Origin of the sequence: uncultured Clostridium sp., assembly GCF_947039605.1 — a bacterium.
Taxonomy (GTDB): Bacteria; Bacillota; Clostridia; order Clostridiales; family Clostridiaceae; genus Sarcina.
Genome location: NZ_CAMQZG010000013.1, coordinates 42,468 through 64,710 on the forward strand (window position 1 = coordinate 42,468; position 22,243 = coordinate 64,710).

The window sequence follows — 22,243 nt, forward strand, 5'->3', positions numbered from 1 at the left end:
CACAAGAATATTTGTTTGAATTTCTCTCTTAGATTATAATAGCCTAAAATCTCTAAAATGATTCAATACCTGGGAAAATAACTTTTACCATTTCCTCACTTTTACTTTCAATAATTTCCATTTTTCCAAGACTTCCAAGTTCTTTATTCATTCTTTTAAAACCTTGACCATCCTTTATAAATCTATTCTCTGTATCTAAGGTTATTAACTTTTCATAAATCCACATATTTCTTTTAGAATAATCTAACATATACTTATCGCTATTCTCTATAAACTTACCTGGATTTTTAACAGTAACCTCTTCTTTTTCTATGATTACCTCTATACAATTACTTAAAGTATAATCTCGATATAAGACTGCATTTTTGACAGCCTCAATAATCGCATTACAAGGATATTTATCTGGTAATATCATTTTTATATACTCACTCGCTTTATCTATCATTGTAAGTAAACTTCCTTGTATATATATTTCCTTTTTATCTTCACCCCCAATTTTGATAAAATTATAAGGTATAGCAATGCTATTGATCTGTGAAAATACTAAAAGTCCTCCAAGTGTACAAATTTTCTCACCCGTTTCTCTATTAACCCTTACTATATTGCTACTACTCAAAAGAAAATCTCTATTCTTTTCATTAAACTCTATTCCCTTTGAATTAAAATATTTACTCAAACTTTTATTATCTAAAAGACTCTCATTTGAATTCATAATTGCACAAGTTTCTATATTTAAATCCAATTTATCCTGAAAAACATTTAATAACTCACTCTTTCTCATATAATCAGTAATAGAACCTCTTCTAATATAAAAAGCCCCTGTTTCTTTTACTTGATACGGCTTTTGCTCACCGTCAAATATAGTTATGACTAAAATCTTTTTCATATTTATAATAAACTCTTCCACAGAAATTGGAATTGGTGGATCACATCTTGAGCTTATAATTTGCTGCATTCTTTCCTCATTTAATTTAGCATAATTCTCTATACCAACTATTTTTTTGCTCTTATCCTGAATCCCAACAATAATATGTCCTCTGCCACCTTTAGAATTTGCAATTGCACAAATATCCTTAGTAAACTCCTTCTTATCTGACTCTGTATTTAAATGCATTTGTTCTTTAAAATCTAATTTACTACCTTCATTTTTTCTAATAATTCTTAATAACTTTTTTATATCCATAAATACACCTATCTATTATTTAAACTTTCCATATCGCTATTGATATAATTTTTTTCTTTATAAATTATATTAAACATTCAACTGCTTTTATAACAAAATTTATAAAAAAGCACTTCATTTATAATTTATAATATAAATTTTAAATGAAGTGACCTGTTTTTTTAATATTCTACTTTATTTTTCCCAGTCCTTTTTGCAACATATAGCTTATCATCTGCTCTTTTAATAATCTTATCAACTGCAAGTCCATCCTCGTTTGAACTAGTAGTAAATCCTACACCAAAACTTACAGTTACACTACACTCTCCATCATCTGATGATTTAACTATATTACTTTCTATTTCTGCCCTCATAGTTTCAACTTGGGCAATAGTTTCCTCTCTACTTCTCTCTCCACTTAAAAATATAATTATCTCTTCTCCACCATATCGTGCTATTATATCTGACTCCCTTAAATTCTCTTTCATAATCCTAACTATAGATTTTAGAACTAAATCTCCAATTTGATGTCCATAAGTATCATTTACATTTTTAAAGTTATCTATATCACACATTACTATTGCAAAACCTTTACACTCCTCATTATTTTTTTTCTCTATTTCTATTAATTCATAAAAATACTTTCTATTACAAATATCAAGCAATGAATCTCTTTGTGCTGCTTCTTGAATTTTTTTATATAAACTGCTATTTTCAATAGCTATTGCAACCTGATGTGCTATGTACTCAATAAAATTAACATCTTCTTTCTCAAAAAATGTATAATACATATGTTCTACAATTATATAACCTGTAAGTTTTTCCTTTATGCAAATTGGAACACCTATTAAAGAATTAATTTTATTTTCACCATCTATTGTTGAAAAAATACCATTATTATCATTTTTAATAAATGACTTTCCCATTTTAATCTCTTCAAGTCTATAGTGAATCTTTGTGTTAATTAAATCACCTATATTCGTTGTCTTAGGAACTAATATATCATTTTCAATCAAATGTATTGTTGAATAACTAACACCAAGCATTCCTACTATCATATCATTTATCATTCCAAGTAAATTTGAATCTGAGATATTAGAATTTATATACTTACTAACCTCTACAATATTTTCAAATATTGATAATTTTCTCTCTAATCCTTTATTTACTCTATTCATCTTTTGAAGTCTCTCTTCTGCAAAAAGTTGATAACTGTGAAATTCTCTGTTTAACTGTTTATAAAGTTCTTCATAATTTTCCATACTTCCCCCAAATCAGATAGTTTTCCATATATTTCATATTCTATATCTCTTATCGTATACTTTCAAGTGTTTATTAATAGTTTTACTGGCAATTTTATAGATTTTTAAATTTAACTAAAATAAAAAAAGATACTCCCCTTTTTAAAAAGGAAAGTATCTTTATAATCTATAAATTTAATTTTAATATTGGTGGTCTAATTTCTTAAAGAAATCAACTTTTGGTTCAAGGAATTTAAATGTATGCTTTTCTCCATCTTTAAAGTAAACATTAAGTGGCTCATAAATATTATCCCAGTTCCATAAATCTTCATCAATATTAAGATATTCTCTAAACATCTCGCAACCATCTGGTGCTATTGGGTGAATTAATATAGCTATGATTTTACAAGCATAGAAAGTATCAGCTACTAATTGTTTTTTAAATTCTTCATTTTTACTGTTACTAGCCCAGTATTTGCTAACATTTCTGATATACTCATCTAGAACATATGCTATTCTGTGGAATTCTTGATTATACATATGTCTTTCATACTCTACTACAGCTTTTTCTGATAATTCTTTAATTTTATCACTCATCTCAAACATAGGAAGAGATTCCTCTAAACTTTGTAAAGTATATAAACTTGAACGTATAAGTCTATTAAATACATTTGTTAAAAGATTTCCCTCTTTTAATACTGCATCTACACCAACTTTTTCTTCTTCAGCCATATAAACTTGTGGCTTAAATCCAACACTCTTAGAAGATAATCCAAGACTCATAAAGTGCATACGTAATTGGTCCTTTGAATAGTAAGCTAAAAGCTCATCAGCCATAGGTGGTTTAACCTCTGAACTACTACTAGCTTTTTTATCCATAAATAATATATGCTTGTTAGAAATAATATGTGGGAAATGTATCTTATCCATCTCTACTTCTTCATTTTTAGGTGTTTTAAGTCCCATAAGCATAGCCATTTCAGCTATTGAATAGAAGTATATATTATCCTCACCTATAAATTGATAAACCATAGAATCTTCATTATCCCACCATTTACGCCATTCATCATCACTAGCATTTATTGACTCTAGGTATGTTTTTGTAAATGAAACTGGAGCCCATAATGATTCAGGCCAAACCCAAAATGTTAAATCTTTAACTCCATCCTTTTCTGGAACTTTTACTCCCCATGAGATATTTCCTGATAATCTAAATGGAACTAAAGTCTTACCACTTCTATAATTGATATTTAATCCATCTAATATAGATTTTGCTGTGTCTCTATCTTCTAGATGTTCAAAAATAAAGCTTACTGAAGGTTTCTTCTCTTCATCAACTAATTCATGAGTTGGAAGTTTAGCAACAAGTGCATCCATGTCTTCTATATATTTTCTTTGAACATAAAGTAATGGTTTCTTTAAGAACTCATCTATAGCTTTAAGCTCATATTTTCTTCTATTAGTATTTCTAACTAAGAATTCATTTAATTCTTTCATCTTGTCAGTTGAATCATCTAAAGTAAAATACCAATTTTCTATACTTTTCAGTTCTGGTACAGAACCTGATAATTTACTGATAGGACTTATTAGTTCTGAAGGCATATATTGATGTCCAAGTGAACATTCATCAGCATATCCTTTGTCTGAAGTACAACCATCTATAGGACATTTCCCAACTACTTGTCTTCCATTTAAGAAAGTATCTTGCTCTTTATCATAGAATTGTAATGTAGACATTTTTTTTACATATCCATTGTTATATAAAGCATTAAATACTTCTTCTGAAACCTTATTGTGAATTTCTCCACTTCTTCCAAAAGCAGAAGTACCATAAAGATTTAAACTAATATTATACTTTGCTAAAGTTTCTTTTTGGCTAAGGTGATTTTTCATTACATAGTTTTCCATTGTATCTGTATAGCCACTCTCTTTTAAGTTTCTATAACTCTCAAGAATAGGTGAACCATAACAATCAGTTCCTGATACAAATATAACATTTTCCTTACCAATTCTATCTCTTAAAAATCTAGCGTAGATATCAGCATGAACAAACATACCTCCAACATGACCAAAGTGAAGATTTTTATTCCCATAAGGCATTCCAGCTGTAATTACTGCTCTTTTAGGAAATACTGGTTTTTCATCTCTTTTTAATTTATTACTTATCATAATTAACCACTCCTTTTTAATTTAAATACTATTTTAAAAACAAAAAAACCCCTATAGAACTAAATTCTACAGAGGCGAAATTACTTCGCGATACCACTCTTATTCCCCAAAACATTGCTATTTCAGGCTCTTCAAGTACACTTACTTTCATCTTTTATCTTTAAAATATACTCTAGTTCTGTAACGTGAACCTACGTCATAGCATCACTTATAAATAATAAGATCCGTATGCAGCTCCAAGTCTTGTTTCATTATAACTTCGTAATTTCCTCACACTAACCGAAAACTCTCTGAATACTATTTATAATTACTCTTCTCTTCATAGCCTTTATTTTCTTAATTATATACCCTGAAATATTACATGTCAATTAGCTTTTCCCCCTTTTATTTACTACAAATCAAAAAAATAAGACATCCAATATGGATATCCTATTTTTTTACTAATTTATACTTTGAAATTAAAGGTCTGATATGCGAATTAATGATAAATGCCCATATAAATATTACTACTATTCTTATAAAGAAGTTTTTTATAAAAAAGGCTAAAAACATTATTGGGATAATAGCTATTATAATTGCTAATATCTTTGATTTCCCACTCTCTTCAATATCAACCTTACAACTTGGGCACTTAAAACTCTCCATATTCTTTGCATCTTTTATGTAATTATTATTTATTTTTTTCTCGCATTTTGGACATCTAATTGCCATCCTCTAAAACCCCTCTCATAATAAAAATATATGCCACAGTAATTTTACTGTGGCATATTAACAAAGCTTACTTTGCTTCTAATAATGGCATTATCTTCTCAAGTCTTCTTAAACCAAAATCTGCTGGTTTAACTGAAAGATAATCAACATTTATTGTATCAAGTTCAGCTTTTATTTTATTCTCTGTAATTAAAACTTCTGGTGATATTACAACAACATCAATATTTTCTGTTTTAACAACATCTAAATAATCAACCTCTTTATTAAAATACCATTCTACTGATAAACTGTTTTTTGCTGTATACTCTCTTGCTGCTCTCTCAAAAGCTTGTGATTGTGGTAAACCCTTACTTACTACTAAATATTTTTTCATTTCTAAACTCCCCCTATTTTTTAAATTACTTTATCTTATGGTAAGCAAATGAAATATATACTTCTTTTTCACTTACTCCCTCTTTATATTTTTTTGTATAGACAAATTTTATACTTATATTTTCGTATAATTTTTGAATTTATTAACTGTTCTCACTAATATATTTAGCAAATAACATGCCAACATCAATCTACCCCTTTAAAATAGCCAATTTTTTTATTTTATTTTTTCAAAAAACTGCTTTTAGGTATCTGTATGCCTCATCTGTATACTTGGAAATTTTAACCTTTTTGGTTTATTAACTGTTTTAGCTATACATATTTTTACTTTTTAAAAAATATTAATAAATATAGCACATTTTTGATAATATCGTAATGAAAATCTATTTAAGTGTTTAATTTTAAAATTTAATAAATATACACACTTACTTTAAACTTTAAACACATTTTTTTGTGAAAATTTATTATAGGTATTTTTTTACTTTTTAACTAGAACTTTACTACATAAAAATGCTAAATTTATTTTGTTATAAGAGGGTGATTAGGTGAAACGTTATACTAATAAAGAATTAATTTTAAATTATATAGAGGATAACTCTAATAAACAAATACAAGATAAAATTTCAATGGTCGGTTGTGAAACAAATGAGATAGCTGAAAAACTTAACATAAAAAGGGCTAATGTCAGTAAAATATTAAATGAACTATATACTGAAGGAAAAGTATTAAAAATAAAAGGAAAACCTGTATTATATAAAATTAATCCTAATAATACATCACATAAAACATCTTTTATTGTAAACATAGATAATATAATTGGTGGAAATCAAAGTTTAAAGAATTCTATACAGCAAGCAAAAGCGGCTATGCTTTATCCACCACATGGTCTTAATACTCTATTACTTGGTGAAACAGGAGTAGGTAAAACTATGTTTGCAGAGCTTATGCATAGATTTGCTATCGAAAGTAGCATTTACTCTCCAGAGGCTCCATTCATTTCTTTTAACTGTGCTGATTATGCTAATAATCCACAGCTACTACTTGCTAGGCTATTTGGTTGTAAAAAAGGTGCTTATACAGGCGCTGATAAAGACCAAATAGGGTTTGTTGAAAGAGCTAATAAAGGAATTCTCTTCCTTGATGAAGTTCATAGACTTCCACCTGAAGGACAAGAAATGTTATTTTACCTTATGGATAAAGGTGAATTTACTCCTCTTGGAGAAAGTGAAAATGTAAAAAAAAGTGAAGTTTTAGTTATATGTGCAACAACAGAAAATACAGATACTACTCTTCTTCAAACTTTTAGACGAAGAATGCCAATGAATATAACTCTTCCATCATTACGTGATAGAACATATAGTGAAAGGTTTGAGCTTATTTGTGAATTTCTTAGAATAGAAGCAGCTAGAATAGGAAAAGAAATTATAGTTTCACCTAATAGTTTAAGATGTCTTCTATTATATAACTGTGCTGCAAACATAGGACAACTTAAAAGTGATATTCAACTTGGGTGTGCAAATGCTTTTCTAAAATGTATATCTAAAGGTGAAAAAGCAATAAAACTTTTAAATACAGATTTTGCACCACATGTTAAACAAGGACTTATACTTTACAAAAATCATATGGATGCTATAGATAAAGTTGTTCAATCAGATAAACAACTTTCTTTCAAATCTAATGGCTCTGAAGAAGTATTGGAAATTGTAAAAGGTGAACTACCTGATAACTTCTATGAATCTATGGCTGATAAAATAGAGACTTATCAAAAGCGTGGTGTTGATGAAGAGGACATAAATATAGTCCTGACTAATGAAATTAATAGTTACTTTAAAAAACTTGTATCAGATTTTGATAAAGATATTAATAAGGAAGAAATTGCAAAACTTGTTGCCCCAGAAATTATAGAACTTGTTGAAAATTTCATAACTTCTGCTGTTAGTACTCTTGGAAGAGTTTTTCCTAGTAAGACTTTTTATGGACTTTGTCTTCATCTAGATTCTACTATCAAAAGAATTCATTTAGGGAAAGATATTATAAATCCTACTCTTCAATCTATAATGCAAGAGCACAGAGATGAATATGCTTTATCTCTAACATTTGCTAGTAAAATAGAAAAGAAATTTTTAATTAAACTCCCACTTGATGAAGTTGGATTTATAGCACTATTTTTAACGCTTGGAAAGAATCCTGACCTTGATGAAATTAACCACCCTATAGTAGTCGTTGCTATGCATGGTCAATCTACTGCAACATCTATGGTTGATGTTGCTAGAAAACTTATAAATGCTCATAATATATATCCTTATAATATGAGTCTTGAAAAAAGTGCTACTATTGCATATCAAGAATTAAAAGATTTAATAATAGAAAATCATAGAGGTGCAGGAGTTCTTCTTTTAGTTGATATGGGATCACTTAAAATGTTTTCTTCATTAATAGAGGAAGAAACTGGTATTAAAATTAAAGTTATAGAAATGGCATCTACTCTTACAGTTTTAGAATGTGCTAGAAAAGCTATAATTGATAAAGACATGGAAAATATTTGGTACTCTGTTCAGGAAAGCCATCTTAATTATATAGATTCAAATATAAATAACTTAAAAGATAACTTCAAAGTAAAAAGTGAGAATATAATAATTACAACTTGTTCAACTGGTGAGGGTAGTGCTGTTATTTTAAAAGAGATATTAACAAAGAAAATTGATACTGAAAAATATAAACTTCAAATAATACCTCTTAATATAGATACAGTTCAACAATTCTACTCAACAGTTAACTCACTTGGAGATGATAAAAATATAATTGCAATAGTTGGAACTTTTAATCCTGAAATATTTGGTGTTCCTTTTATCCCTATATCAGATGTATTTAAAGATTCAAATTTAACAAATTTAAAAGCTCTTGTAAAAAAATCTTGTAGTAATACACTTTCTACTATAATAGATTCTCATAAAGAGAAGATTAAAGATATTATAAACGAAACTGTTTATGAGAATTTTATGACAGACCTTCTTGAATTTATATCAAAAGATTTAAATATAACATTATCTGAAAATACATCTATAGGCCTTATCCTTCATACAACTTGTGCACTTGAAAGACTCAAGCTAAATGAAAATCCAGATATTAGTTGTTTATTAAAGGATAGTATTCTACACGAGCATAAAGAAGATTTTTATAAACTAAAAAGTTTATTTGTTTCATATGAAAGTAAGCTTGGACTATTATTCTCTGATGATGAAATTTGTTTCATTATTAGAACTGTAAAAGAACTATAAAAACTTCCTAATAATATAGATAAATTTATCATGAGCATTTATCTTATAAAATAAATTTTCTTTATATATACTCATGATAAAGTCTTAAATTCAAATTACAAAAGTCATAAATAATTAGGATATTTTTCTTAATTGTTTGTGACTTTTATTTTTTCTAAACAACATAATATAAAAACCTTTTTATTGTTTTAATAGACATCTTCTCTTCTTTCTCGTCAATATATCCTCTCTATATCAATACTTTAGTTATCTGTATATGTTTCCATTTTATCTGTATACGAAAATCTATGTTTTTCTGAAAACATTATCTTTTTCTATATACATTAGTATAAGTCATAATTCCTAAGCATAGAAATTTAGCCATTCTAAAAAGTTGGCATGCGTCTTGCTATATATATAAGTGTAAAACAAAATAAATTAAATTTCACAAACAAATGACAACTGAGGTGATAAACTTTGAAAATATTGTTTATATGTTGTGCTGGTATGTCTTCTAGTTTAGTAGTAAAAAAACTTGAAGATTATATAGAAATATTAAATTCATCAAGCGAAAAAAAAATAACTCTTTCAATAGAAGCAATTCCACTTGATAAGTTTAAAGATTTTAATGGTGACTATAATCTTATATTACTCGCTCCTCAAATTGCATATAAGTTAAAAGAATTTAAGTCTCTTACTTCTAGTAAAAACAAATCAATTCCAGTAGAAGTTGTTAAAGGTTTAGATTATGGACTACTTAAAGTAGATAACATACTCTCCTCCGCATTGCATCTTTTAGAAAATAATTGATTGGCTTGATACTTATAGTAAAGATTTTAAATAAATAAATTTTTAATTACAAAGGGAAAGGGGTTTTTATTATGAAAAAAATATTATTAGTTTGTTCTGCTGGTATGTCAACATCATTACTAGTAACAAAAATGCAAAAAGCAGCTACAGATAGAGGTTTAGAGCTTGATATATCTGCAACAGGTTCAGGTACTTATAGAGATATCGCAAAGAATGCTGACGTAATACTTTTAGGACCTCAAGTTAGATATATGTTAAGAGAAGTAACAGGCGCTCTTCCAGGTAAACCAATCGAAATTATCGAAATGAGAGCTTATGGAAAAATCGATGGATCTGCTGTTTTAGACCAAGCTTTAGGATTAATGAAATAATCATAATTTAATTATGATTGATTACTGCAATAATTAATTCAAAAAGTTTTTTAGTTACGTTAAAAATAATTTATTATAGATTTATTTTTAAAATTTAATATTCAGGGGGGAATTATCAATGAACAAACTTAGTGGTTGGTTAGAGAAAACTCTAATGCCTATCGCAGCTGTCATCGGTGGACAAAGACACCTTGGCGCTTTAAGAGACGGTTTCATCGCTACTCTTGGGGTTAACATGGTTGGTGCCATGGCTGTATTATTCAATAACATTATCTTTACAAGTGGTTCTTTAGCTGGTAAAAAGTTAAACGAGTCAGCTGGGTACGCAGAAAGTGTACAACCTATATTCGACAAATACGTAATACCTGTAATGGGAAGAGTTTGGTGGGCAACATTAGCTATTATAGCAATATTCTTAGTTGTTTCAATTTCATATAGCCTTGCTAAATCTTACGAAGTAGACGGTATTGCCGCTGCTATTACTGGTATCGCTTCTTACTTTGCAATACTTGCTGAAGCTGGTCCTAGAGTAGGTGGATTAACAATTTCAGAAGCTGGTACAGTAGCATTTTTAGATGCTAATGGTGCAGTTGTAGAAGTTGCTGCTGAAGCCCTAAATGGCGCTACGCAGGCAACTATCGGAACATGGGGACAAATTCCAGTAGGAAACTTTGGTTCAACAGCTATGTTCGCTAGTATTATCGTAGCTATGGTTGGTACTCAATTATTCGTAGCTATCACAAAAGCAGGATGGACATTCAAAATGCCTGAGCAAGTACCTCCAGCGGTATCAAAAGCTTTCTCAGCAATCATCCCTTCAACTATAACAATATTATTATTCAGTATCATTGGTGTAGTATTCACTAATTTCGTAGAAATACCATTCCTTGATATCGTTAATAAGTTCATTCAAGAGCCTCTTGTAAAACTTGGACAATCTCCAATCACTTACATTGGTTTAGTAATGTTCTCACAATTATTATGGTTCTTCGGATTACACGGATCAAACATTATCGATCCTGCTATGAACTCAATGTATAGACCTCCATTATTAGAAAATATGGAAGCATTCCAAAATGGCTTAGGTCAAGAGGCTATGCAAACATTAACAAGAAACTTCGTTGACGTTTATGCTCAACCAGGTGGATCAGGTGCTACTCTTGCATTACTTGTTGCTATATTCTTCTTCGCGAAGAGACAAGAGCAAAGAGAATTATTCAAGCTTGCTATCGCTCCAGGTTTATTCCAAATCAATGAGCCAGTAATCTTTGGTATGCCACTTGTATTAAACCCAATTATGTTTATACCATTTATATTCACACCAGCTATCTGTTTAACAATAGCGTATGTATTCACAGAAATCATACCATTTGCTAACAAGATATGTGTTGAAACACCATGGACAACACCTCCAATCCTTAGTGCATTCCTTGCAACAGGTGGAGATATCAAAGCGGCATTACTTGCTGCTGCATTATTCGCTTTATCAGTGTTAATCTACACACCATTTATTATAGCTTCAAACAGAGAAGAAGTTTAATAAATAAAAAATTAATGGTATGGGGCTTTGCCTCATACCATTTTTTTATTTAACTACTACTCTTTTTCTTACTTAACAATTACTTTTTATTATTATGTTCTATTATTCATTGTTTATATATATTTTTATAGTATAATTTTTATATAAAATACGTTAGAGGTGATTTAATTTGAAGGGATTCAAAGAAACTGCTGAGATCAATTATTCAGCTAAAGATATTTTTAAAATCTTTAAAAAAATGATCAAACAAGACTTTCCAAGATTTAATGAAAAGGAAGCTATTGGTACTTCAACAAAAAAGACAATAGGACACTATACAACTAAAAGTGCAGAGGCTTATGTAGAAATTTCAGACTATAAAGAAAATGCAGTATATGAAATAACTACAATTACATCTAAAACACAAACTACATTTGTATCAAGATATGAACTTGAAGTTATTGATGAAAACACTACACTTTTAAGTCTAAATGAATATCAAATTGGTGAAGGATTCTTTGTAGCAGTTAATACCTTTGTTCAAACAATGTTTTTCAAGAATAGATTTAAAACTAGATTTAGTTATTTAAAGCAAGGTCTTGAAGCTGCTTTAGTAGAAGAAAAAGAAAGAACTACACCTAAAACAAAAGGTGAAAATGCTCTTGATAGTTCTACTCCTTTAGATGAAGTTGCTATTAATCAAAATGATGATAATGATATAAGCATTGAAATTAAAGAAAAAGAAAATATAGTTGAGTAATTACTCTCTTTAATTAGAATAATACCCCTCTTTGGGGTATTATTCTTTTATTTTAACTATTTTGATATCTGTTAGCTTACTTTCAATATTATAATGATATGTCTAGCTAGATATTTTTTATAAAAGTTTAAAAAATATTTAGTTTTTTTATTGACTTATCAATGATTATATATTATTATTAATACATAATCCTAATTGATAATATTTTTCAATTAGAGCATAATAGAATTTAATGATATCACACACATCATTAATTCAAGATATACACAATAATTATATCCCTAATATAATTAAATTTTTTTGACTTCTTAAACTAAAAAATAACGTAGAAAAAAAGCAAGGTACACTACCCTTGCTTTTTTCATTCCTTCAAATAAATTCTTAGATAAAATATCTTGTGTATTTGCAAACTCTTTTACCTCTTCAATTACCTTTTCCAACTATCATAGTTTCTCCTATCACTCTTGATATAGCTAATATAAATGAAGATACTATTCCTTATAAAGCCTCCCGTATAGCAATTCTTCTAACTACTTCAAATTTCGTAGCCCCCACAGTTAATTCTAATAGATGCATGTTAAATCAAAAATCTTAATTATTGAGACTTTGTTAAGTTATAAATCTTTTTTTCAACTTAAATTAATATGAATATTGATATTTACAAGCTTATAAGTGTGTGATAAACTATTGTTGTCCTATCTGGACTATTCTAGACTTATGTTTACATAAAATTTAGAATATCAATAATTGCCTATGGCAATTTTTGCGTACTTTATGTGCAAAAAAGTTTAATTTAATCTATACAGAAAAGACCAGTAAGGATAACTGTCCCTTACTGGTCTTTTTCATTCTATATACAAAGTTTTATTTGGGAGCAAAATCTTATAATTTTACTTTTGAATTTTTTCAAGTTCTTTAGTATAGTCTTCTGCTATTAATGGAATATATCCAACCTCTTGGACTTTAATATTACCAAATGTAGGCTCTATTGTACCTTTAACCGCATCTATGAATATGTTTATCTATCAGGGCTTCTTTTTTTATTTTTCCTTGTTCTTCTTTATTTCTTTTTGTATTTTTTTTAATGCTTTTTTAGATCCTCTTTCTATATCATGTCCTAATTTTCTATCTTTGTAAGATGTAAATATTGAATCTAAATCATAATCATCAGGATAAAGTTCACTAGCTTTAATATTCATAGTAACTCTTGTTTTATTTATCTCTTTAAATTCATGATTATAATATACTGTAAGATTATTAAGTTCATCAATTGGTTTATAAACTACTGCTACCTCATCAAAATCTAATAAATTAACCTTATCACCTTTAAAGTAATCTACCTCTATAACATTATTTATAACTTCAACTTCATTATTAATATTTCTTCTAACCTTACTTTCAACTACTTTTTCATAGCTATAATCTTTATCCTCTATATACCTTTTTGCTTTATCTAAAATCCGCTCTTCAATTCCCATTTTTTTAGATATCCAAAGTGCATTACTTTGCCCTGATTTTCCTATTAAAAGTTTATATAAAGGTTTTAAGCTCTCACTCTCAAATTGCATAGCTGCATTTTCAAAATCACTATGATTTTCAGAAAATCTTTTAATCTCACCATAGTGAGTTGTTGCAACTGTTATAGCACCTTTTTTATAAAACTCTTCTAATATAGCTATAGCAATACCTGCACCTTCATTAGGCTCTGTACCTGACCCAATCTCATCTGAAAGTATAAGCGTTTTATTATTTGTATTTCTAATTATATCTGATAGATTTTTCATATGTGATGAAAATGTACTAAGAGAATTTTCTATACTTTGATTATCTCCTATATCAACAAAAACATTTTTAAACATACCTATATTAGTATTCTTATCTGCTGCAATATGAAAACCACTTTGAACTGCTAATGTAAGTATACCAACAGTTTTTAAAACTATAGTTTTACCACCAGCATTTGGCCCTGTTATAATCATACTTCTATACTTTGAACCTATCTCAAAATCTAATGGTACTGCATTATTCTCTAAAAGCGGATGTTTTCCTTTGATTATATTAACATATCCTCTATCATTAATTTCAGGTTTTACTCCTGATATATTTTTACTATACTTAGCCTTTGCAAATATCATATCAAACTGTGCTACTACCTCAATATTCAACTTAATTTCTCTAATATATTCAAAAACCTTATTATTTATTTCTGCTAATATTCTAAACTCTTCTATAGACTCTTCAACTCTTAAAACATTTAACTCACTCACATACTTTGAAATACTACTTGGTTCTATAAATACAGTTGAACCTTTTGATGATACCTCTATAATTTCACCCTGAACATGATTTTTGTAAGAAGCCTTTATAGGAACTGTAAACCTCCCATCTCTTTTACTTACAAAAAATTCTTGAATATACTCTTTATTTCCTGAACTACTTAAAAACTTTTTAAGTCTTTCCTGTATTTTTTCTTCACACGCTTCTATAAGTCTTCTTGCTTTTTTAAGCTCCTTACTTGCATCATCCGCGATTTTATTCCCTTTTATAGAAACTTCTATCTCTTCTTCTACACTTATTAAATCAGTAATTGATAAACAATAACTAGATAGCATAGGTGCATAACTTTCCTTATCCTTCATTGAATTTTTAAGTTTTCTACATCCTCTTAGAAAATTACTTATCTCTATAAGTTCTCTTGCCTCAACAATAATCCCTTTCTCTACACTCTCTATATGATCTTTTATATTTAATATTCCATAAAGAGGAATATGATTCATCATATCTAGAATAGCAACTCCTTCTGATGTTTCACTTAACTTTCTTTCAACAACCCTTAAATCTGCTGAAGGTTTTATATTATCAATTAGCTCTCTCCCAAGTCCACTAACGCAATTCTTTTTAACTAACTCTTTTAAATTTTCATACTGCAATTTTTCAAATGTATTATTATTCATTTATCCCATATCCTTTCTTTTTTAAAATAAACATATGGAGATACATAGGCTATCACTAATTTAATTTTATATAAAAAAAAGCTGTGGATATCCACAGCTTACAATTCAAATACTACTTTATAAAGAAATTTTTATATAACTTCCTTATAATTTATTATATCAATAGTACCTTATCAAGCTTTTCGTATCTCCATAGAAACCTAAATAATCGCATCGCAAACAAAGGTCTATCACCTCATTACTTTTAACAATTATTCAATAATTTAATTTTCTATTTTAATACTACCCCGCTCATAAAGCACCTCTTTAATTCTTATTTTTTATATCTTAATCCTAGCATATTAAATTTTTCATTTCAATATATGTCGCTAAATTTAACATAAACTTTATTTTTAGTATACATGTTTCTTTAATCTTTTTATTGGCAGTAGCATTATAACTATAATACTTAAAACCCCAACAACTCCAGCAGAGCTAACGTTATAAGTAATTGAGTACCACCAAAGGTTCATCCCTGGAGGTGCATACATTCCATAGAAATATACTCCTGATATTATATTAGCTAGTACACTTAAAAATACAGCTATTATAGAACCAATCAAAATTTGAGATCTTTTCTCTCTACCGACTATACCTGCAAGTCCAAGTGTTACGCTTGCTAAAACATAGTCCATAAGAGCCTCTGCAATTCCAACTATATGTCCACCTGTTATAAGAAGTAAAACTCCATAAATAAGGCCACAAGTCATCCCCTCCGTAATTCCATAAAAAATCGAAACAAGCATTATTGGAAGGAATGGCAGAAGATTTATCCCTCCACCTTGTGGATATGCAATAAACTTTATAAATGATAATACAAATGCCATTGCTGCAAATATAGCAATAACTATCATCTGCTTTAAACTTGGTTTTTTCTTCTTAAATCCCACTCCTATGAATACGATAAAAGCAATACTTATAATATAAGTTAGTATGTTTACAATCTCTACATGTTGTAAAACTTGATTATACTGTGACATAAAAATATCCCCTCTCTTTTATTTATTGTCTGCTAATATAATGCCCTAAAATCAAAAAAACAATATTTCTTTGCAGAAATATTGTCATAAATCAAAATTAAGCATTATGAAGCGTTCCTCAAAATGACTTAAAAAGAAATAGCTTTCCTACGTTGGTACTAACCAAACAGGTTCAAGGGTTAATTCTAAATAGAATCTCTCAGCTATAAGCACCCCTAGCAAGATATTAAATTTTAAATATTTATTATAGCTATTTTATAATAAGTATATACAATTGTCAAATTCTTCTTATTTATTCGCATATGAATTTATATCCAACACCTCTAATTGTTTGTATAAACATTGGATTCTTATCATCCATTTCTATTTTTTGTCTTAAATGTCTAATATGAACATCAACTGTTCTAGTTTCCCCAATGTACTCATATCCCCATATTCTATCAAGCAAAACCTCTCTTGTAATAATTGACCCTTTGTTTTTTATCAATATTTTTAATATTTCAAATTCTTTTAAAGTTAAATCAACAATATTTTCATTTTTTCTAACTTCTCTAGTTTGTAAATTCACTGCTACATCACCAAACTTAACTAAATTGCTTTCAGTTTTAACACTTGAGCTTCTTCTTAGTTGTGCCTTCACTCTAGCGACAAGTTCTCTTACTGAAAATGGCTTTGTCATATAATCATCAGCACCAATCTCAAGCCCAACAATCTTGTCTATCTCCTCACCCTTTGCTGTAAGCATAATAATTGGTGTATTTCCTATCACGCTATCTTTTCTAATTTCTTTACAAACTTCAAATCCATCCATAACCGGCAACATCAAATCAAGTACTATAAGGTCTACTTGTCTTTCTTTTGCAAGTTCAACAGCTTCTCCACCATCAGCTGCCTGAATAGTCTTAAATCCATTTTTCTCTAAATTAAACTTAATAAGTTCTCTTATATGCATTTCATCATCAACTATTAAAATCCTTTTATCTAACATAATTTACTCCCCCAACTTATATATTTCACCTATTTCTTCTGGCTACTAATCTTCCTCAATACCGTTATTATAACAACCATATTATTATCACACAATAAGGCATATCATAAACTTAATCTATTCTTAATATAAAATGTCAAAACTAATAAAAAAAAGACTAACCACATAAATTAATCTTTCTCATTATTTAAAAGAATACTTTTCATAAATCTCATAAATTTTATCTTATTTAACTTTAAACTACTCAAGAATTTTTTTTCATCTTCTACTGTAGTAAAAATCATTTTAGGTAAACTAATTCTCTGAAACAAAATACTTTTATTTATAAAATATAAATTTTCTCCCTCTGTAATAATACTATCTACTTTCTTTAAATTAAATGTTATTGTAGATTTATTTATGCTAATTATAGAAATATTATTTAAAGTATCTATTCTTACAGTATCAATATCTATTTTTCTATTTTCATCACTATGCATCTTTAAATATTCAATCATTGATAATTTATTTTTTACTACATTATCCAAGATAATAATTTTATATCCTAATATAGTATTAATAATTATATTTTCTTCTTCAATTACACTTAATATATCTCCCCTATCAAGTTCTAATATAATATCTAGTTCCTTTATTATAATCTTATCATGATAAAAAGCTATTTCTATATTATTTTCCTTACCTATATATATCCCCTTATCTTTTATAGTTTTTATATATTCCTCTCCACTTAATTTATAAACTACCCCCATATTGTCCCCCTAAAATACACTTTAATAAATTATAGTCATAAATTTTAAACTACAATTTAATAAACTAAAAATCATTTTTAAACTTTTTTAAAAAGACATAAAAAAACTACTTCCTAGTCTAAAATGCTAAGAAGTAGTTAAATATTTTTTCACCTTTAGTTCACTTTAGAAATATTTATTTATTTATTGTAAATATTTCTAAAGCCACTAATTTTTTTGAACTGTTATGTTAAGATTTACATCTTTATTATGAGCAAACTCATTTGTTTCATTAATAATAATTTGTTTTTTATCTTGTTCTTGTCTTTTATGTATCACGTAAATCCCTAAACTGACCATTGCTACAACTCCCACTAAAATCAAACCTATAATTCTTGTTTTCATCTTTTCCCTCTTCATCTTTATCCTCTTCACACTTTTAAACTTTTAAATTAAACTCTAATTAAATTCTACCTTTATCTTTTGCCTTATATGTAACTTTTTGATTACCTTTTTATAAAATCTCAAAAAAGGTACAGTAAAATTAAATTTACCGCACCTTCTTATATAATTTCTTAATTACCACTTAAATCTAATATAAAATTCTTTCTATATTATAATCTAAAAATTCACTTTCAAATTATCTTGGTATTAAACCAATTTTCTTTTGAACTTTTCTAAGTGTTTTTGTTGCTATATAATTAGCTTTTTCTGCACCAGCTTTATATATAGTTTCAAGTTCTTTTTTATTTGAAAGAAGATCTCTTACTCTTATTTGTACTGGCTCAAGTTCTCCTACTATTATCTCAGCAACATCTTTTTTAAAGTCTGCATAGCCTTTTCCTACATACCTTGCAACAATTTCTTCTGGGCTAGCCCCTTGTATTGTTGAAACTATATTAATAAGATTTTTAACCCCTGGCTGTTCATCTGTATAGTTTACAACCCCTACACTATCTGTCACAGCTCTTGAAATTTTCTTTCTAATAACTGTTGGTTCATCCATTAGTAGTATTGAAGCATTTGGATTTTCTTCTGACTTAGACATTTTTCTTGTTGGATCTTGAAGGTCCATTATTTTTGCTCCAGCTTTTGGTGTATACCCATCTGGGATTTGGAATGTCGGACTATATGCCCCATTAAATCTTGTTGCTATATCTCTAGCAAGTTCAAGATGTTGTCTTTGGTCTATACCTACTGGAACTAAATCTGTTTGGTATGCAAGTATATCTGCTGCCATAAGAACTGGATAATTAAATAGTCCTGCACTTATTGATTCACCTGAATCTACTGCTTTTTGTGATTTATCTTTATACTGTGTCATTCTACTAAGCTCACCCATATATGAGTTGCATGTTAGAAGCCATGATAATTCAGCATGTGCTGGCACATGTGATTGTATGAATAGTGTGTTGTTCTCTACATCTATTCCTGATGCTATGTAAATAGCTAATATCTCTAAAGTTCTTTTTCTAAGCTCTGCTGGTGTTTGCTTAACAGTTATTGCATGAAGGTCTACAACACAGTAGTAACATTCATAATCATCTTGAAGTTTTACCCATGATTTGATAGCTCCTAGATAATTTCCAATTGTTAAGTCTCCTGAAGGTTTAATTCCACTAAATATAACCTTTTTCTTTTCTTCCATTGAGATAATTCTCCTTTCATTATTAAAACTTTACTTTGCATAATATTCTTGCAAAGTATGCCTATGACTATTTTACTCTACTTTTCATAGGTTTATTACCCTTTATAGTATACCTTATATATTAACACAATTTAATAGTTTTTTAATACGTTATCATAACAAATTCCAAACACAGATTATAATATTATTTTATTATTTTTAATTTTGAATGTTCCTTTTATATTTTCCATTTTACATACAAAAAAATTTTCTTATAAAAATATTCAACTTTTACTTTTTCCCCTTATTTATTAACCGTTTATAAATTTTTCTTATAAATCAAAATAAATCTATAAACAAATCCTTATAAAAAAAATCAAAATATCAAAATTCATTTGGCACATTTACTTGTATCCGTTTACAAAAAAGGGTAATATAGACCTATAGAAATCAACGAAATAAAAAGGAGCGTCATACATATGAGTTTACACATAGAAGCAAAAGAAGGTCAAATAGCAGAAACAGTATTACTTCCAGGAGATCCACTTAGAGCTAAGTTTATAGCTGATACTTTCCTTGAAGATGTAGTTTGTTACAACAATATCAGAGGAATGCTTGGATTCACAGGAACATACAAAGGCAAAAAAATATCAGTTCAAGGAACTGGAATGGGTATGCCATCAATAACTATCTATGCAACTGAGCTTGTTAAAGATTATGGTGTTAAAAACCTTATAAGAATAGGTACAGCAGGTGCTATCAATAAAGACGTTAAATTAAGAGATTTAATAATCGGAATTTCAGCTCATACTGATTCAGGTATGAACAATCATATATTCAAAGGTGCTAACTTTGCACCAACAGCTAGTTTTAAATTAGCTAGTCTTGCATATAATAGTGCAGTTAAACATGGTATAGAACCAAGAATGGAGAGTTTATTCACTTCAGATTCATTCTACAACCATTATTTAGAAAACTATGATATGTGGGCAAAAGTTGGAACTACAGCAGTAGAAATGGAAGCAGCTGGTTTATACACAGTAGCAGCTTTATACGGAGCTAACGCTCTAGCTATGGTTACAATAAGTGACCATATCATAACAGGTGAGGCAGTGCCTCCAGCTGAAAGACAAACAACTTTCCTTCAAATGATGGAAGTTGCTTTAGATGCAGCAATAGAACTTTAAGAAATTAATTAAACACTTATTTTTTCCATTAAGTGTAAAGAACGCAAAGTATTTAAATACTTTGCGTTCTTTTATTATTTATTAAATTATTTTACTTTAACTATTATTGGCTCTATTTCTTTTAAAATAGGCTCATCTTTATCTACTACAATATTTTTATTAGTATTATGAGTTACTACTGGAATTAATTTTACTGTATCACCTGTAATTTTCCCTTCATAACTTCTTGTTACAGGTACATCAGCCCAATTCTCTACCTGCCCCATAGATATTTTTCCACCACCAACATCTGTAAGTCTTGTTCCATCTTCATTCTCAATTCTAAACTTAGTTATTTTATAATCTTTATCCTTGTGACTTCCATAGTTGTATATTAGCTCTACTTTTCCATCTGGATAAGCAATTAATTCTTGAACTATTGAATCTCTCATTCCCTCAGCCTTATAGGAATGATTTATCGGTATATATTTAACTGCACTTTTTTTCCTTGTTGCTTTTAATGGTATATTTAAAACTTTTTTCTTTGCACCTACTGCATAATTGTGCAAACTCAGCTTAGAAAGTTCAATTTCTAAATTTAATTCTTTTTTACCAAGTACTTCTTCTTCAATTCTTATTTCAGTTTCACTTTCATAACAACTTTCACTAATTTCTTTTGACTCCCCTGATTGATCACTATAAAAGGCTTCTTTAATATTATAAGATGTATCAGCTTGTATCCTTTTATTTATAAAGTCCGCATCTGACATTCCCCACTCATAATACTCCTTTACTTTTAAAACACCTTCAACATTTAATCCCTGTCCATCTCCATTTTCTTTTACATATTCTAACTCCTCTAAAATATTTTTATTTTCATAAATTTTCTTATAAAGATTAGTTTGATATTCATCATCAAAGCTTCCACTACCCGAAAGAGTAATATTATCTAAACTAACATTTGCATCTTCATGTTTCGTATCTAACTTCCAATCTTCTAATTTTATATTGCTACTATCAACTCTTTCTTTGATTTTTATAATTCCTGGAATACTTGTATCAATATCAAAAGTTATTTCAACTCCCATATGCTCCATTTTATAAGTAGCCTCAAAACTTTCTGTTCCATCTTCTAAAACTATATTATAATTTCTAGTTTTAAATACTTCTCTGATTTTTTGGATTGTTGCTTCAACATACTCTGGATTCGAAACTACAAAACCTGTTGAAACTGCAAAAGCTAGCCCTGCTGCAATAGCTACTTTCTTTCCTCTTTTACTTTTCTTGTTTTTTTCTTTATAAGCTTTATCTACTGTGTTTTTTATTCTCTCATCAAAATTATCTGGAAGTTTTATTTTATCTATATCATTATTATTAAATCCCATA

The 22,243-nt window shown here is 28.4% G+C and carries 19 protein-coding genes, 1 riboswitch and 1 other annotated feature; of the genes, 6 read left to right on the top strand and 13 right to left on the bottom strand.

From position 1 onward, the window contains the following. Positions 1-52 precede the first annotated feature (52 nt). The 5 genes from Q0V24_RS06570 to Q0V24_RS06590 form a co-directional block, all read right to left on the bottom strand. Positions 53-1,183 carry an RNA-binding domain-containing protein gene (locus Q0V24_RS06570; protein ID WP_297519668.1) on the bottom strand — a complete coding sequence of 377 codons (1,131 nt, stop codon included), beginning with the start codon at positions 1,181-1,183 and terminating at the stop codon, positions 53-55. 161 nt (positions 1,184-1,344) lie between these two features. Next, positions 1,345-2,424 carry a sensor domain-containing diguanylate cyclase gene (locus Q0V24_RS06575; protein ID WP_297519670.1) on the bottom strand — a complete coding sequence of 360 codons (1,080 nt, stop codon included), beginning with the start codon at positions 2,422-2,424 and terminating at the stop codon, positions 1,345-1,347. 180 nt (positions 2,425-2,604) lie between these two features. Beyond that, positions 2,605-4,572 (bottom strand): class I tRNA ligase family protein, encoded by a 1,968-nt coding sequence (locus Q0V24_RS06580; RefSeq protein WP_297519672.1) that lies wholly within the window; start codon positions 4,570-4,572, stop codon positions 2,605-2,607. Positions 4,573-4,639: 67 nt separating this feature from the next. After that, positions 4,640-4,904: a binding site (T-box leader), on the bottom strand. A gap of 97 nt (positions 4,905-5,001) precedes the next feature. Further along, positions 5,002-5,283: a hypothetical protein gene (locus Q0V24_RS06585; RefSeq protein WP_297519674.1), complete on the bottom strand. Its 282-nt coding sequence runs from the start codon at positions 5,281-5,283 to the stop codon at positions 5,002-5,004. A 67-nt stretch (positions 5,284-5,350) separates the two neighbouring features. Next, positions 5,351-5,656, bottom strand: coding sequence for a hypothetical protein (locus Q0V24_RS06590; RefSeq protein WP_297519676.1), 306 nt, complete (start codon positions 5,654-5,656; stop codon positions 5,351-5,353). A gap of 544 nt (positions 5,657-6,200) precedes the next feature. Between Q0V24_RS06590 and Q0V24_RS06595 the strand changes: the two genes are divergently transcribed. The 5 genes from Q0V24_RS06595 (at position 6,201) to Q0V24_RS06615 (ending at position 12,372) form a co-directional block, all read left to right on the top strand. Further along, positions 6,201-8,933 carry a sigma 54-interacting transcriptional regulator gene (locus Q0V24_RS06595; RefSeq protein ID WP_297519678.1) on the top strand — a complete coding sequence of 911 codons (2,733 nt, stop codon included), beginning with the start codon at positions 6,201-6,203 and terminating at the stop codon, positions 8,931-8,933. 456 nt (positions 8,934-9,389) lie between these two features. Beyond that, positions 9,390-9,722 (top strand): hypothetical protein, encoded by a 333-nt coding sequence (locus Q0V24_RS06600; RefSeq protein ID WP_297519680.1) that lies wholly within the window; start codon positions 9,390-9,392, stop codon positions 9,720-9,722. A gap of 71 nt (positions 9,723-9,793) precedes the next feature. Then, a complete protein-coding gene (locus Q0V24_RS06605; RefSeq protein WP_297519682.1) occupies positions 9,794-10,093 on the top strand; it encodes a PTS sugar transporter subunit IIB in 300 nt (99 codons plus the stop codon). A 118-nt stretch (positions 10,094-10,211) separates the two neighbouring features. Beyond that, positions 10,212-11,633, top strand: a complete 1,422-nt coding sequence (locus Q0V24_RS06610) for a PTS transporter subunit EIIC (RefSeq protein ID WP_297519684.1) — start codon at positions 10,212-10,214, stop codon at positions 11,631-11,633. Positions 11,634-11,802: 169 nt separating this feature from the next. Beyond that, entirely contained in the window at positions 11,803-12,372 is a 570-nt protein-coding gene (locus Q0V24_RS06615; RefSeq protein WP_297519686.1) for a DUF3284 domain-containing protein, read from the top strand. A gap of 308 nt (positions 12,373-12,680) precedes the next feature. On the opposite strand, the gene Q0V24_RS06620 is transcribed toward Q0V24_RS06615, so the two are convergent. From Q0V24_RS06620 to trpS, 7 genes are all read right to left on the bottom strand, one after another. Next, a complete protein-coding gene (locus Q0V24_RS06620) occupies positions 12,681-12,812 on the bottom strand; it encodes a hypothetical protein (RefSeq protein ID WP_297519688.1) in 132 nt (43 codons plus the stop codon). 600 nt (positions 12,813-13,412) lie between these two features. Further along, positions 13,413-15,326, bottom strand: a complete 1,914-nt coding sequence (locus Q0V24_RS06625; protein WP_297519690.1) for an endonuclease MutS2 — start codon at positions 15,324-15,326, stop codon at positions 13,413-13,415. A 392-nt stretch (positions 15,327-15,718) separates the two neighbouring features. Beyond that, entirely contained in the window at positions 15,719-16,345 is a 627-nt protein-coding gene (thiT, locus tag Q0V24_RS06630; protein WP_297519692.1) for an energy-coupled thiamine transporter ThiT, read from the bottom strand. Between the two features lie 127 nt (positions 16,346-16,472). After that, positions 16,473-16,572, bottom strand: a riboswitch (TPP riboswitch). A 65-nt stretch (positions 16,573-16,637) separates the two neighbouring features. Beyond that, positions 16,638-17,333: a response regulator transcription factor gene (locus Q0V24_RS06635; RefSeq protein ID WP_297519694.1), complete on the bottom strand. Its 696-nt coding sequence runs from the start codon at positions 17,331-17,333 to the stop codon at positions 16,638-16,640. Positions 17,334-17,503: 170 nt separating this feature from the next. Beyond that, a complete protein-coding gene (locus Q0V24_RS06640) occupies positions 17,504-18,085 on the bottom strand; it encodes a hypothetical protein (RefSeq protein WP_297519697.1) in 582 nt (193 codons plus the stop codon). A 207-nt stretch (positions 18,086-18,292) separates the two neighbouring features. Beyond that, a complete protein-coding gene (locus tag Q0V24_RS06645; RefSeq protein WP_297519699.1) occupies positions 18,293-18,484 on the bottom strand; it encodes a hypothetical protein in 192 nt (63 codons plus the stop codon). 220 nt (positions 18,485-18,704) lie between these two features. After that, positions 18,705-19,712, bottom strand: coding sequence for a tryptophan--tRNA ligase (gene trpS, locus Q0V24_RS06650; protein ID WP_297519701.1), 1,008 nt, complete (start codon positions 19,710-19,712; stop codon positions 18,705-18,707). Positions 19,713-20,170: 458 nt separating this feature from the next. Here trpS and deoD point away from each other — a divergent pair, with 458 nt between their 5' ends. Beyond that, entirely contained in the window at positions 20,171-20,878 is a 708-nt protein-coding gene (gene deoD, locus Q0V24_RS06655) for a purine-nucleoside phosphorylase (RefSeq protein ID WP_297519702.1), read from the top strand. 86 nt (positions 20,879-20,964) lie between these two features. Here deoD and Q0V24_RS06660 read toward each other — a convergent pair whose 3' ends face one another. Beyond that, entirely contained in the window at positions 20,965-22,242 is a 1,278-nt protein-coding gene (locus tag Q0V24_RS06660; RefSeq protein WP_297519704.1) for a hypothetical protein, read from the bottom strand. Between the last annotated feature and the right edge of the window lies 1 nt (position 22,243).

Excerpts from the sequence above, each read along its gene's own strand:
- Q0V24_RS06570 (WP_297519668.1), bottom strand. The coding sequence starts at position 1,183 with ATGGATATAAAAAAGTTATTAAGAATTATTAGAAAAAATGAAGGTAGT.
- Q0V24_RS06575 (WP_297519670.1), bottom strand. The coding sequence starts at position 2,424 with ATGGAAAATTATGAAGAACTTTATAAACAGTTAAACAGAGAATTTCAC.
- Q0V24_RS06580 (WP_297519672.1), bottom strand. The coding sequence starts at position 4,572 with ATGATAAGTAATAAATTAAAAAGAGATGAAAAACCAGTATTTCCTAAA.
- Q0V24_RS06585 (WP_297519674.1), bottom strand. The coding sequence starts at position 5,283 with ATGGCAATTAGATGTCCAAAATGCGAGAAAAAAATAAATAATAATTAC.
- Q0V24_RS06590 (WP_297519676.1), bottom strand. The coding sequence starts at position 5,656 with ATGAAAAAATATTTAGTAGTAAGTAAGGGTTTACCACAATCACAAGCT.
- Q0V24_RS06605 (WP_297519682.1), top strand. The coding sequence starts at position 9,794 with ATGAAAAAAATATTATTAGTTTGTTCTGCTGGTATGTCAACATCATTA.
- Q0V24_RS06610 (WP_297519684.1), top strand. The coding sequence starts at position 10,212 with ATGAACAAACTTAGTGGTTGGTTAGAGAAAACTCTAATGCCTATCGCA.
- Q0V24_RS06625 (WP_297519690.1), bottom strand. The coding sequence starts at position 15,326 with ATGAATAATAATACATTTGAAAAATTGCAGTATGAAAATTTAAAAGAG.
- thiT (WP_297519692.1), bottom strand. The coding sequence starts at position 16,345 with ATGTCACAGTATAATCAAGTTTTACAACATGTAGAGATTGTAAACATA.
- Q0V24_RS06635 (WP_297519694.1), bottom strand. The coding sequence starts at position 17,333 with ATGTTAGATAAAAGGATTTTAATAGTTGATGATGAAATGCATATAAGA.
- Q0V24_RS06640 (WP_297519697.1), bottom strand. The coding sequence starts at position 18,085 with ATGGGGGTAGTTTATAAATTAAGTGGAGAGGAATATATAAAAACTATA.
- Q0V24_RS06645 (WP_297519699.1), bottom strand. The coding sequence starts at position 18,484 with ATGAAGAGGGAAAAGATGAAAACAAGAATTATAGGTTTGATTTTAGTG.
- trpS (WP_297519701.1), bottom strand. The coding sequence starts at position 19,712 with ATGGAAGAAAAGAAAAAGGTTATATTTAGTGGAATTAAACCTTCAGGA.
- deoD (WP_297519702.1), top strand. The coding sequence starts at position 20,171 with ATGAGTTTACACATAGAAGCAAAAGAAGGTCAAATAGCAGAAACAGTA.
- Q0V24_RS06660 (WP_297519704.1), bottom strand. The coding sequence starts at position 22,242 with ATGGGATTTAATAATAATGATATAGATAAAATAAAACTTCCAGATAAT.